Origin of the sequence: Mesorhizobium sp. GbtcB19 (assembly GCF_019091085.1) — a bacterium.
Classification (GTDB): domain Bacteria; phylum Pseudomonadota; class Alphaproteobacteria; order Rhizobiales; family Rhizobiaceae; genus Mesorhizobium.
Genome location: NZ_JAGXJY010000010.1, coordinates 32,925 through 45,492, shown reverse-complemented (window position 1 = coordinate 45,492; position 12,568 = coordinate 32,925). Strand labels below are relative to the sequence as shown.

14 protein-coding genes are annotated in these 12,568 nt (G+C 63.9%); 6 read left to right on the top strand and 8 right to left on the bottom strand.

Features of this window, described 5'->3' with window-relative positions; genetic code table 11:
* Positions 1-98: 98 nt before the first annotated feature.
* Positions 99-1,370 (top strand): TCR/Tet family MFS transporter, encoded by a 1,272-nt coding sequence (locus KVT37_RS18150; RefSeq protein WP_217575527.1) that lies wholly within the window; start codon positions 99-101, stop codon positions 1,368-1,370.
* Between the two features lie 6 nt (positions 1,371-1,376).
* Here the strand turns inward: KVT37_RS18150 and KVT37_RS18145 are convergent, their stop codons facing one another.
* The 3 genes from KVT37_RS18145 to carA are packed head-to-tail and all read right to left on the bottom strand — an operon-like array spanning position 1,377 to position 3,286.
* Positions 1,377-1,760, bottom strand: coding sequence for a helix-turn-helix transcriptional regulator (locus KVT37_RS18145; RefSeq protein ID WP_217575526.1), 384 nt, complete (start codon positions 1,758-1,760; stop codon positions 1,377-1,379).
* 14 nt (positions 1,761-1,774) lie between these two features.
* Positions 1,775-2,026 (bottom strand): type II toxin-antitoxin system RelE/ParE family toxin, encoded by a 252-nt coding sequence (locus KVT37_RS18140; RefSeq protein WP_217575524.1) that lies wholly within the window; start codon positions 2,024-2,026, stop codon positions 1,775-1,777.
* 57 nt (positions 2,027-2,083) lie between these two features.
* Positions 2,084-3,286 (bottom strand): glutamine-hydrolyzing carbamoyl-phosphate synthase small subunit, encoded by a 1,203-nt coding sequence (gene carA, locus KVT37_RS18135; protein WP_217575522.1) that lies wholly within the window; start codon positions 3,284-3,286, stop codon positions 2,084-2,086.
* 263 nt (positions 3,287-3,549) lie between these two features.
* Here carA and KVT37_RS18130 point away from each other — a divergent pair, with 263 nt between their 5' ends.
* Complete coding sequence (locus tag KVT37_RS18130) at positions 3,550-3,999, top strand: GatB/YqeY domain-containing protein (protein ID WP_217575520.1); 450 nt, start codon at positions 3,550-3,552, stop codon at positions 3,997-3,999.
* A 9-nt stretch (positions 4,000-4,008) separates the two neighbouring features.
* Here KVT37_RS18130 and KVT37_RS18125 read toward each other — a convergent pair whose 3' ends face one another.
* Positions 4,009-5,007, bottom strand: coding sequence for a murein L,D-transpeptidase catalytic domain family protein (locus KVT37_RS18125; RefSeq protein ID WP_217575518.1), 999 nt, complete (start codon positions 5,005-5,007; stop codon positions 4,009-4,011).
* A gap of 283 nt (positions 5,008-5,290) precedes the next feature.
* On the opposite strand from KVT37_RS18125, the gene KVT37_RS18120 reads away from it, so the two are divergent.
* Positions 5,291-6,001: a DNA helicase gene (locus KVT37_RS18120; RefSeq protein WP_217575516.1), complete on the top strand. Its 711-nt coding sequence runs from the start codon at positions 5,291-5,293 to the stop codon at positions 5,999-6,001.
* A 50-nt stretch (positions 6,002-6,051) separates the two neighbouring features.
* A complete protein-coding gene (locus tag KVT37_RS18115) occupies positions 6,052-6,609 on the top strand; it encodes a GNAT family N-acetyltransferase (RefSeq protein ID WP_217575514.1) in 558 nt (185 codons plus the stop codon).
* Between the two features lie 20 nt (positions 6,610-6,629).
* Here the strand turns inward: KVT37_RS18115 and KVT37_RS18110 are convergent, their stop codons facing one another.
* Positions 6,630-7,016 (bottom strand): DUF983 domain-containing protein, encoded by a 387-nt coding sequence (locus KVT37_RS18110; protein WP_217575512.1) that lies wholly within the window; start codon positions 7,014-7,016, stop codon positions 6,630-6,632.
* 111 nt (positions 7,017-7,127) lie between these two features.
* On the opposite strand from KVT37_RS18110, the gene KVT37_RS18105 reads away from it, so the two are divergent.
* Positions 7,128-8,504, top strand: coding sequence for a PLP-dependent aminotransferase family protein (locus tag KVT37_RS18105; protein ID WP_217575510.1), 1,377 nt, complete (start codon positions 7,128-7,130; stop codon positions 8,502-8,504).
* Between the two features lie 32 nt (positions 8,505-8,536).
* Here KVT37_RS18105 and KVT37_RS18100 read toward each other — a convergent pair whose 3' ends face one another.
* The 3 genes from KVT37_RS18100 to KVT37_RS18090 all read right to left on the bottom strand — a co-directional run bounded on the left by KVT37_RS18100 (position 8,537) and on the right by KVT37_RS18090 (position 11,812).
* Positions 8,537-9,718 (bottom strand): MFS transporter, encoded by a 1,182-nt coding sequence (locus tag KVT37_RS18100; protein ID WP_217575508.1) that lies wholly within the window; start codon positions 9,716-9,718, stop codon positions 8,537-8,539.
* An 80-nt stretch (positions 9,719-9,798) separates the two neighbouring features.
* Complete coding sequence (locus tag KVT37_RS18095; RefSeq protein WP_217575506.1) at positions 9,799-10,056, bottom strand: DUF2061 domain-containing protein; 258 nt, start codon at positions 10,054-10,056, stop codon at positions 9,799-9,801.
* A gap of 91 nt (positions 10,057-10,147) precedes the next feature.
* A complete protein-coding gene (locus tag KVT37_RS18090; RefSeq protein WP_217575504.1) occupies positions 10,148-11,812 on the bottom strand; it encodes a Na/Pi cotransporter family protein in 1,665 nt (554 codons plus the stop codon).
* Positions 11,813-12,174: 362 nt separating this feature from the next.
* Between KVT37_RS18090 and KVT37_RS18085 the strand changes: the two genes are divergently transcribed.
* Complete coding sequence (locus tag KVT37_RS18085; protein ID WP_217575502.1) at positions 12,175-12,555, top strand: RcnB family protein; 381 nt, start codon at positions 12,175-12,177, stop codon at positions 12,553-12,555.
* Positions 12,556-12,568 lie beyond the last annotated feature (13 nt).

Genomic DNA, 12,568 nt, shown 5'->3' with positions numbered 1-12,568 from the left:
ATGAGGCTGCCCAGCGCGTTCTTCTATTGTTCCAATCGGCTGGCTCGCCTATAAGGTGCGTCCCGCCTTGCCCCGGGCGGCCCGAGGAGCTTATCGCCATGATCGATCCGAAAACCGCCAAGCGGGGCCTTGCGCTCGTTTTCACCACGCTTTTGCTCGACATCATCGGCTTCGGCATCATCATGCCGGTGCTGCCGGCCTATCTGGAGGAATTGAGCGGCGTCAGCGTCAGCGAGGCCGCGATCGAGGGCGGCTGGCTGTTCTTCGTCTATGCGGCGATGCAGTTCTTCTTCGCGCCGATCATCGGCGGCTTGAGCGATCGCTTTGGGCGCCGGCCGATCCTGCTCGCCTCGGTGCTGACCTTCTCGATCGACAATCTGATCTGCGCCATCGCCTGGTCCTATCCGATGCTGTTCATCGGCCGCGTGCTTGCCGGCATTTCCGGCGCCAGCTATTCGACGACATCGGCCTTCATCGCCGACATCTCGAACGATGAGAACCGGGCGAAGAATTTCGGCCTGCTCGGCATCGCCTTCGGCGTCGGCTTCGTCATCGGCCCGGTGCTGGGTGGGCTGCTCGGCACCTTCGGGCCGCGCGTGCCGTTCTATTTCGCCGCGGGGCTTGCGCTGGTGAATTTCCTGATCGCGATGGTCTTCCTGCCGGAAACGCTGGACCAGAAGCATCGCCGTCCGTTCGAATGGAAGCGCGCCAATCCGGTCGGCACGCTGATGCAGATGCGCAATTATCCGGGCATTGGCTGGATCGGGCTGGTCTTCTTCCTGATGACGCTCGGCCACATGATGTATCCGGCGGTCTGGTCGTTCGTCTCAACCTACCGCTATGGCTGGAGCCAAACGCAGATCGGCTTTTCGCTCGGCGCCTTCGGCCTGTGCGGCGCGATCGTCATGGCGACGGTGCTGCCGCGGGTCATCCCGAAGCTCGGCGAGTGGAAGACAGCGGCGATCGGGCTGACCTTCACCGCGCTCGGCGCCTTCGGCTACGCCTTCGCGACACAAGGCTGGATGATCTATGCCGTGATCGTCGCCGGCTGCCTCGAGGCGCTGGCGGACCCGCCGCTCAGAAGCCTCGCTGCCGCCAAGGTGCCGCCTTCGGCGCAGGGCGAATTGCAGGGCGCGATGACCTCGATCTTCTCGATCACCTCGATCGTCACGCCGCTGCTCTACACGGCGATCTTTTCCTGGTTCACGAGCCCGGCGGCGCCGGTCGTGTTCGGCGGCGCTCCCTATGTGCTCGGCGCGATCTTCCTGACGCTGGCGGTCATCGTCTTCGTGACGAAGGTGGCCAAGCCGACGCCGAAGGAAGTCGAGCGCATGCACACGCAGGAAGCAGCGGTGTCGGACGCGGCCTGAGAACGACTAAGGCTCGATCCATTCTCCGGGGATATCGAGCGCCTTCGCCAGCATTGCGCTGGTTTGCTCAGACGGCTTGCGGCGATTGGATTCGAGGTCCGACAGGAACCCCTGGCTGACACCGATCGCTGCGGCCAGTTCGGCCTGGGTGAGCTTTCGCCAGTTGCGCAGCGCCTTGAGTCGACTGGAGCCGCGCAAGACATCCATGGTCACGTCTGCCGGCAGCGCCTTTTCGGTTTTGAGGTCGGCTTTGCGCTCGTCATAGATGGCGACATCCGCAGCATCTTCGAGAGCCTCCTCGGCGGCATGCAACAACGCCTCGTAATCCGCCTTGGGGATCACGACCAATTCTTCGCCGGTCGAGGTTTTGATGATTTGCGGGGCATTCATGACATCTTGTCCTGCTATGACCTGCTGTAGGTTATTGTCTCGCGTTTTCCTATGTAGATCGCTAGGACGGTGGTGCGGTTCTCATCGAATATAACTCGGTAGCGACCGATCCGCAGCCTGTAGCCGTCTCTACCAGTTAAGCGCTTTACATCTCCTCGACCGCTCATCGCGTAATCTATCAGGCCCTCGGATATCTGGTTCCGAACGTCGGCGGGTAGATTGTCGAGATCACGAGCCGCGGCCGCCGAGAGGATGATGGTCTTCACCGGATATCGCCGCTCTTATCTCCATTTGGCGATATTATAGCTAACCCACAGAGTGTGTCAACGTTCGGCCAGCGCTTCCTCGCCGCGCCGTTCGCGGATCAGGTTGACGAAGCGGCGGAAGAGGTAATGCGAATCCTGCGGGCCGGGCGACGCCTCGGGGTGATGCTGCACCGAGAATACCGGCCGGCCGGTCAGCGCGATGCCGCAGTTGGAGCCGTCGAAGAGCGAGACATGGGTTTCCTCGACGCCTTCGGGCAGCGAGTCGGCATCGACGGCGAAACCGTGGTTCATCGAGACGATCTCGACCTTGCCGGTGGTATGGTCCTTGACCGGATGATTGGCGCCGTGGTGGCCCTGATGCATCTTCTCGGTCCTGCCGCCGAGCGCCAGCGCCAGCATCTGATGGCCGAGGCAGATGCCGAACACCGGGATGTCGGTCTTCAAGAGGTTCTGGATCACCGGCACGGCATATTCGCCGGTCGCTTCCGGATCGCCGGGGCCGTTCGACAGGAAGATGCCGTCCGGCTGCATGGCCAGGATCTCCTCGGCGCCCGTCTTCGCCGGCACGACGGTGACCTTGGCGCCGAGGCCCGCCAACAGGCGCAGGATGTTGCGCTTGACGCCATAGTCGATGGCCACGACGTGCATCGACGGCACGCCCCGCTCGCCATAGCCCTCGTTCCAGATCCATGGGGTCTCGCGCCAGACCGAGGACTGGCCGGACGTCACTTCCTTGGCGAGATCGAGGCCGATCAGGCCCGACCATGCGGCGGCCTGCCGCTTCAAGTCCTCGATGTCGAAGACGCCGTCCGGCGCGTGCGCGATAACGGCATTGGGCATGCCCTTCTCGCGGATCAGCACGGTCAGCGCGCGGGTATCGATGCCGGAAAGCGCGACGATGCCGCGCCGCTTCAGCCACTGGTCGAGATGGCCGGCGGCGCGATAGTTCGAGGGGTCGGTGACATTGGCCTTGAAGATGGCGCCGACGGCGCCGGCGCGGGCAGCCGGATGCAAATCCTCGATGTCCTCGTCATTGGTGCCGACATTGCCGATATGCGGAAAGGTGAAGGTGACGATCTGGCCGGCGTAGGACGGATCGGTGAGGATTTCCTCGTAACCGGTCAGCGCGGTGTTGAAGCAGACTTCCGCGACCGCCGACCCGGTGGCGCCGAGACCACGGCCTTCGATCACCGTGCCGTCGGCGAGCACCAGAAGGGCGGTCGGCTTTTCGGTGGCCCAGGGGGCAGTGGTCGTGGCCATGGCGGCACTCCTGTCAGGCGCTTCAAAACGGGCGGCAGGACCGTTTGCGCGGCAAGACGCGCGGGCTGGATATTTTCAGCTCCCTCGCGTCAACTCATTGTCTCATGCAGGACCGAGTACATAGGGGAAGGCGCGGGAGCGGTCAATGCGGCGGCCCCAAGCCAGGATAGATTTGCATTCGTCCAGCAATATCAGCGGCTTGCCGGGATTTGCGTTACCCGTCCCGCAAAGCTATTGTCCGCCGCATTCGAAGGAGAAGCACGATGCGCGAGAAAATCGCCGAATCCATGAAGAGCGCGATGAAGGCGCAGGACAAGCACCGCCTGCCGACGCTCAGGCTGATTCAGGCAGCCATCCATGATCGCGATATCGCCAATCGCGGCGCCGGCAAGCCGCCCGCCAGCGAGGAGGAGATTCTGCAAATCCTCGCCAAGATGGTTAAGCAGCGCGAGGAATCGGCCAAGGCCTTCGAAGACGGCAAGCGCCCGGAACTGGCGGCGCAGGAGCGCGGCGAGATGGAGGTCATCCGCGAATTCCTGCCGACGCAGCTCGACGATGCGGCGATCGAGGCGGCGGCGCGCGAGGCGATCGCGGCGACCGGCGCCGCCAGCCAGAAGGACATGGGTAAGGTGATCGGCGCGCTGAAGCAGAAATATGCCGGGCAGATGGACTTCGCCAAGGCGAGCGCCATCATCAAGGGACTGTTGCAGTAGAAGACAGCCTTAGTTCTTGCAGATCGGCACCGGCTGCGGCGGCGGCGCCGGATGATCCTTCTTGTACTGCGCGATGATCGGCTCCAGTGTCTTCTTCGGCCAGAACTTTGGAGTGCCGATTTCCTTCAGGCAGGAGGCGTTCCAATAGGCTCCCGCGGCCGAGGGCGCCTGGCCGCCGGACTTGGCGCGGGCGACGGCGGCGATGTCGCGCGATTCCGGATAGATGTAGAGCGTCGTCGGGCTGTTCTTCACCATCGGGATGATCTGCTCGGCATCGGCCGGCGACCAACTGGTGCAGCCATTGCTGCGGCCGCCGGCATAGTTGACCAGCTTGCCGAACGGCACGAAGCCGTCATGGTCGGCGTAGGAGCTTTGCGGGCTCTTGCGCATGCACAGGCCCTTCAGAATAGCCGCCGGATGCCCGCCGATCACACGCTGCCTGGCGTTGGCCGCTTCGCCTTCGCCGTCGAACTGGATGAAGGTGCGCATGAACACGGCGTCCTGCGCGCCGACGCGGTAATAGCCCTTGAAGGACGTCTTGGTCTCGGCGGTGATGTAGGCGCCGCCGGCGGTCAGCTCGGAGTCCATCGCATTGCCGAAGTTTTTCGCGCAACGCCTGCCGTTGGAGAAATCGGCGACGCCTTTGAGGTTGCGGCCGCCGCCATGGCCCGAGGAAACCGCGCGGAAGAGCTGCTTGGCTTCGCAGACGACGTAATAGCGCTGGCCAAGCACGCTGTTGCCGAGATCGCCGGGACGCGTCGCATCCATGGCGAAGTAGCAGGGGTTGCTGACCGAACCGTCGCTGACTTTCTTCTGGTAAAGCGCGCGCGCCCGCTCCAGCACGACCTCAGAGATCTGGCCCTCGCCATCGCCGACATGGCGCTGCAGCCAGTCGGGAATGTTCGACGGCCGCAACGCCGCAAAGGAGCTGACCGATACCGTCAGGGCGGCCAGGATCGCGACAAGACCGAAGATGGCCGTGCCCAGCGGAACAGATCTCAACCGCACCGTTTGCCCCTCCCGTCGATGTGTCTCGTACCCGTGAATCACCCGGGCCGATCATAGAAGGTCTCGCACGCATCGGCGAAACACATCTAGTTTAGCGACACCTTTTGGAGTTCGGATTTTCGGTCCGCCTCGATTGAGGTATCATCCGATTCCCGGCGCGCCCACGCCTCCTCCCTCCATCGGGAAAGCATCGTTCATGCAGGGCAGTCGATCACTCAACCAACTGTTCGAGCGCCAGGCATAAGGAGGGGTTGCGAAGACTGCTCGCGGCAGGAGGTTTTCGATGCGGCTTTCCGCACCCGTCTATCATCTGAAACGCCAGGCGAGGCTCCTGTCTCGCAGGGAAGATGTTCCGCTCCATCAGGCGCTCGACCGCGTCGCCGCCAGGGAAGGCTTTGGCAGCTGGAGCCTGCTTGCGGCCAAGGCCGCCGAAGCTGCGCCCGCCGGCCATCTTTTGGCTCGGCTGATGCCCGGCGACATGGTTCTCATGGCGGCGCGGCCGGGCCAGGGCAAGACGCTGATGAGCCTCGAACTCGCCGTGGCGGCCATGAAGCAAGGCAGTCGCGCCGCGTTCTTCACCCTGGAATATATGCACGCCGACATACTGGACCGGTTCCGTGACATCGGGGCCGAACCGGCCGACTTCGACCGCCTGTTCGATTTCGACAATTCAGACGCCATCAGCGCCGGCTACATCATGGAAAGATTGCGGTCGGCGCCGCGCGGCACGCTCGCGGTCATCGACTATCTGCAACTGCTCGACCAGAAGCGGGAGAATCCCGAGCTCATGGTCCAGATCCGCGCGCTGAGATCGTTTGCCCGGGAACGCGGCCTGGTGCTGGTCTTCATCTCGCAGATCGACAGGTCGTATGATCCCGCCAGGAAGCCGTTCCCGGATATCGGCGATGTAAGGCTGCCGAACCCGCTCGACCTGTCGCTGTTCGACAAGGCCTGCTTCCTGAACAAGGGTGAAATCCAGTTTCAAGCGACTTGAGAGCGATCCGTCCGGCGGCTATCCGTACCCATCTCGACAGGAAACGGGCCATGATCGAAATCGTCAAACCGGCGCTCGAACATCTGCCGTCCTACAGGGCGGCGCTGGAGCGCGGGTGGTCGCCCGACAATGTGCGGCTGCTGGAAGCGACGCGCGAGCAGCTCGAAGCGATCGAGAAAGATCCTGTCAAGTTTCTCGCCGGCCTTGACGACCCGCAAGCGAAGGGACCGCCCATCACCTTGCCTGACGGCAGCAAGGTCGCGCGGCTGCCGGGCTTTCGGCGCTGGATCTGGGATGGCGAGGCCGCCGGCTCGATCGGCTTTCGCTGGCAGAAGGGTACGTCGGCGCTGCCTTCGCATGTGCTCGGCCATATCGGCTATGCGGTGGTGCCATGGAAGCGGGGCCGCGGCTATGCCACCGAAGCGTTGCGGCTGATGCTCGGCGAGGCGAGGGCGGTCGGGCTCGACTATGTCGAGATCACCGCGAAGCCGGGCAATCCGGCTTCGCACAAGGTCATCACGGCCAATGGCGGCAGGCTCGTCGGCCGCTTCTTCGAGGACGCCGCCTATGGCGGCGCGGAGAGTCTGAAATTCCGGATCGATCTTTAGGTTGTAACGGCTTGGCGGTTTTATTCGCCAGGCTTGGCCAGCCTTCCTTCTTCGGCCTTGTAATAGAACTGGCTTGCCACGAGCCAGCCCTTGAGCGGCCTCAGCGGTGGGATGCAGGTTGCGAGAACGATCGGCACCGAGACGAAGGCGTGGAACCACATGGATGGCTCGAAGGTCACCTGCGCCCAGACGGCGAAGAGCACCGAAGGCACGCAGGCAAAGCAGATGACGAAGAAGGCTGGGCCGTCGGCGGGATCGGCAAAGGAATAGTCGAGCCCGCAGACATCGCATTTCGGCGCCAGTTTCAAGAATCCCTCGAACAGGTGGCCCTCGCCGCAACGCGGGCAGCGGCCCCGGATCCCTACCTGCCAGGGTACCAGATGTGGATAGTGCGCAAGGTCTTCCATGATCGTCGCTCCAGCGGACCTCGCGTGTGGTTACCGGCTTGAGGTCTCTGATGCATACATATATCATTCTTGTATGCATACAATGCGACAAAATGTATGGATTGGCGGCAAGTGAGCAACGAAGGCGACATCGGCTGGTTACCAGTTCTGGAGGCAGGGCCGCGACCGGTCTATCTCAAGATCGTCGACGCCCTCGCGGACGCCCGCTCGAACGGCCGCTTGCAGCCTGGCGACAGGTTGCCGCCACAGCGTGAGCTCGCCAGGCTGCTGGGGGTCGATCTTACGACCGTCACCCGAGCGTTTTCCGAAGCCAGGCGCAGAAACCTCATCGACGCAACGGCGGGCCGGGGCACCTTCGTCACGCCGGGCGATCCGGAAGAGCCTGTCCTCGATCTCAGCATGAACATTCCGCCGGCACCGGCCGGCCTCAATCTGCCGGCACTGATCCGGACCGGTGTCGAAGGGCTGCTCAAGCGATCCAGCGCCGAAGCGCTGCTTTCCTATCATCCCGGTCCGGGTTCGCCGGTGGAGCGCGCCATCGGTTCATCATGGCTTGCCCCAACGGGGGACAGGTTGCCGGTCGACAGGGTTGTCGTCGGTTCCGGCGCGCAGGCGTTGCTCACGGCCGTCGTCCTGTCAGAGACGCGCGAGGGCGACACGATCCTTGCCGATGCGCTCACCTATCCCGGGCTGATCGGGCTGGCTGGGGCCACGCGACGCAAGCTCGCCGCCGTCGGAGGCGACGGCGAGGGCATGCGGCCGGACGCTCTCGAAGAGGCGGCGCGGCGGCATGGCACCCGCGTCCTCTATCTTAATCCGACACTGCAAAATCCGACCGCGCTCGTCATGCACGAAGGCCGGCGGCGCGAAATCGCCCGCATGGCCGACAAGCTCGACCTGACCATCGTCGAGGACGATCCTTACAGAAGGTTGCTCGCCGCGCCGCCACCAGCCTTTCTGAACCTATCGCCGGAGCGGACCTTCCATGTCGCGACACTGGCGAAATGCATCTCGCCTTTCCTGCGCACAGCCTTCCTGGCGGCGCCCGACGCGCAAGCTGCTGAGCGGATCGCGACAGCCATACGCGGCACGACCATGATGGCGCCACCGCTGATGACGGGGCTTGCCTGCGAGTGGCTGCGCAGCGGCCTTGCCGGGGAGATCACCGCCGGCGTGCGCGCCGAAGCGCAGGCCAGGCAAGAAATCGCCCGCAACATCCTGCCCAAAGGTTTTGTGGCAACGGCCTCCAGCCTGCATCTGTGGTATCCGCTGGACAGCCAATTGCGCTCGGCGGAACTCGCCGACATTGCCCGCCGTCGCGGGCTGGCCATCAGCCCCGCGGAGGAATTTGCCGTCGGGCAAGATTTTGCCAACGGCTTTCGCCTGGCGCTGGGCGCCACCCCCAATCGCGAACGACTGACGGAAGGCCTTCACAGCCTGGCGTCCATCCTTTCGAGAGCTTCCGGCTCGTCGCGACCGAAGGTCTGAGCCAATAGGCCCGACAGTCAGGCGCGGGCCGGTTACTCCGCTGCCGCCGGCAGCGGCGGCGTCGCGCGGCTGCGCCATTCCCAGGCCTGCGAGGCGACAGCCACCACCACCGCCACCAGCATGGCCAATGCGCCGGCCAACGGCAGGCTGCGATAGCCATAGCCGGCATTGAGCATCGCCGTGCCCAGCGATGCGGCGAGCGCGATGCCGACGTTAAAGCCGGAGGGGATCAGCGAGGAAGCGAGGTTGGAGGCGTCGGCCGTCCAGGCGAGGATGCGCGTCTGGATCGGCGCGCCGATGGCGAAGTTGAGGCCGCCCCAGATGACGATCGCGACGACCATCGGTAGCGGGTAGGGGCTGACGACATGGATGACGCCCAGCATCACCGCCTGCAGGGCGAGCATGGTGATCAGCGACGGCATCAGCTTCCAGTCGGCGAGCTTGCCGCCGACGAGCACGCCGATCGTGGCGCCGACGCCGTTGAGCAGCAGCACCCACGGGATCAGGCTCTCGTCGAGGCCAGTGACCTCGAGCAGCATCGGCGTGATGTAGGTGAACAGCGCAAACTGGCCGATCATCAGCATCAGCATCAGGATCAGCGACGTCCAGACCTGCTGGCGGCCGAGCACCCGCACTTCACGCGCCAGCCCGGCGGGCCGGTTGGCGGCGCCCACCGTGCGCGGCAGCAGCGCCAGCATGGCGACGACGGCGATGATGCCCAGCGCGCCCATCACCCAGAAGGTCGCGCGCCAGCCCCACAGGCTGCCGATCGCGGTGCCGGCCGGCACGCCGATGACATTGGAGACTGTGAGGCCTGAGAGGATCACCGCGACCGCTCGGCCGCGCTGGTCCTCGCGCACCAGGCTGACCGCGACCACCATGGCGACACCGAAATAGCAGCCATGCGCCACCGCGGTCGCGATGCGCAGCAGGAGCATCGCGGTAAAGTCGGGCGCCAGCGCGCAGGCAGCCTGGCCAAGGGTGAAGGCAATCGTCAGCCCGATGAGCAGCGTTTTGCGCGAGACCTTGGCGGTGGCTAAAGCCAGCAGCGGGCCGCCGATGGCGATGCCGCAGGCATAGCCGGAGACGAGATAGCCGGCGGTCGGCACCGAAACGCCGAGGCCCTGCGCCACCTCGGGCAGCACGCCGGCGATGACGAATTCGGTGGTGCCGAAGGCGAAGGCGGCAAGGAAAAGGGCAATCAGCGGCAGCATGGCGCAAAGGCTTGGTTTGAATGCAGGGCGTCAAACCATGGACGCGCGCCGCCGGCAATGCAGAAAATGTCGATGCCGCTTTAGCTTTTCTTGACCGGATTTAGATCTGCCTCGGTAGCGGACGGCGAGGCAGGCTTGTTGTTCCGGCCATAAGGAATTTTCAGCCACGCCCGCTCGTGAAGGTAAAAGAGCAGCGACTTGGTAACGACTTCGGTCCCGCCGATGGCCGCAGCGAGCTTTACGCTGCCGGTGACCACGAGCGATATGATCATCGTGTCGATCGTGCCGGTGGCACGCCAGGAAAGCGCCTTGGCGAAGCTGCGCGAATGCGTGTCCATCGACCGATCGTCCTCCCAACAGGTCCTCGGGCGATCCATAGCCGACGGAAGCGAGGGTGGGCAAAGATTTTATTCGGTCCGGCAGGGCGAGTCAGCTCGCCTTCAGCCGCGAGCCGCCGAGCAGGCCGCGCTCCTCGAGCACGGGATAGGCCATGGAAGCCAGCAGCGAGTTGATCTGCTTGAGGTCACGGATAGTGTCGAGGTGAATGGAACTGGTCTCGACGCTCTTGGCCGTGCCGTCGCGCAGGCGAACGAAATGGCTGGCGCTGGTTTCCTTTTCCCGCTCGCGCAAGAGGTCCTTTTCCAGCACAAGCTGACGTGCGGTTTCCGGGTCGCGCGAGACCAGCACGTTGAAGGCAAGGCGCGCGTTGGCCAGCACCGAGGCATGGAAGGCGCAAAGCTCGCGCCAGCCTTCCGGTGTGAACTCCAGGCCGCGCTCCAGCTTCTTCTTCACGTGCACCAGCATGTTGCGCACGATGATGTCGCCGACCTGCTCCAGCTTGACGCAGGCGCCAATCAGTTCCTGGCAGCGCAAAGCCTCGTCTTCGCTGAGCGGGTTCTTGGTGACCTTGGCCAGATAGAGTTTTATCGCCGCATGCTTCTTGTCGACGCGGTCGTCGAGCGCGGCCAGCGCCTTGATCTTGTCGCCATCGGCGCTTTCGTAAAGTTCGATGATACGCTTCAGCATGATCTCGACAGTCTCGCAGACCCGCACCACCTCGCGGGTGGCATTGGCCAGCGCCTGGCTTGGCGTGTCGAGAGCGCTTTCGTTCAGTGCCGACAGCTCGACGACGTCGAGCGCCGCGGCCGGGTCCGGCTTGGTGCCGACCGCCACGATCTTCTCGGAAACGCGGTAGACAAGGCCCGCGAGCGGCAGGCCGGCGAGCAGGATAATCACATTGAACAGGATGTGCGCGTTGACGATCTGATCGGGCACGGTGGCGCCAAGAAAGCCGATCGGCGGCTTCACCGTCATGAACAGGATCAGCATCACCAGCGAACCCATGCCGCGCATCAGGAGGTTGCCGATCGGCACGACGCGGATGCCCGGATCGGCATTGCGGGTGAGCAAGGGCGCGATAACAGAGGAACCGAGATTGACGCCAAGCACCAGCACGATGCCGAGTTCCGGAGGAATGAAGCCCCGCCCCGCCAGCGTCACCAGAAGCAGCACCGCGGCGATCGAGGAATGGAAGAGCCAGGTGACAAGGGCGGCGAGCAGATAGGCGGTGACGAAATCGCTGGAAAAATAGCTGATGATCATCGGCATCAGCGAACTCTGCCGCAACGGTTCCGACGCCTGCCCGATCATCTCCAGCGACAGGATCAAGAGGCCGATACCGATCAGGATACGGCCCAATTGCCGCCAGTCGCGCCGCTCGGTGGCCATGAACATGACCGTTCCCGCGATCAGGCAGAGCGGCACCAGCAGCGTCAGGTCGAAGGTGAGCAGCTTGACCACCAGCGCCGAACCGATCTCGGCGCCGCGCACCGCCAATTGTCCCGCGGCGCCCGAAACGATGCCGGCGCCGGCGAAGGAGCCGACCAGCAGCGTCACCGCGGTCGAGCTCTGCAGCGCGATCGACAGCCCGCAGCCGGCGAGCACCGCCATGATCGGGTTGCGCATGGTGGCGCGCAGCCTGTGGCGCAGCACGTCGCCATAGGCGCGCTCGACACCGGTCTTCACCATGCGGGTGGCGAACAGCATCAGCGCCACCGCGCCGGCAAGGTGCAGGAGGACGACGGAGCCGCTCATAGCCGACCTCGCGGGGTGGCGCTTGCAGCATGCAGGGCGTGACGAATCTCAGTCATTTCAAGGCTTGCAAATATACCAATTACCATTAGCCGGATAATAGATTTTTCTGATGCGACGATCGCCTGCGCTCGACGGCGCATGTCGGAAATGAATGGGCGACCCATTGGTTGCAGTTCGGTCGGCGTCGCGCTCGGCGCGACAATGTCGTGGCCGGCAGACGACGGGTGGGCTCGATTTGAGAATCTGTTGAACACGATCCAGCAAGCCTCGGAAACAATTACAGAATTGTAATCCTCATGTTCAGTTTCGGTTCATCAACCGGCGGTTATTCCTCTGCTTATCGACAACCAAGGAGTTTGACCATGAAGCGTCTCATATTGTCCGCCGTCACTGCCTCGATGCTGGCCGCTTCGGCCTTTTCAGGCCAGGCCGCGCCGCTCGTCCAGCCGAGCGCGCCGCAGTCGAATTACGCCCAGGTCGACTGGCAGAAGCCCGGCACGCATCGCGACGTGAAGAAGCGCGTCATCAAGAAGAAGGTCATCGTCAAGCGCGACCACGGGCGTAACAACTGGCGCAACGGCCAGCGCTACTCCGACTGGAAGCGTCACCAGGCGGTGCGCGACTGGAACCGCTACGGCCTGCGCCGCCCGGGTCCCGGCCAGGAGTGGATCCGCGTCGGCAACGACTATGTGCTGGTCAGCATCCTTTCCGGCATCATCTTCGGCGCGATCGCCGCGCAGTAATCGCGCCAATCCG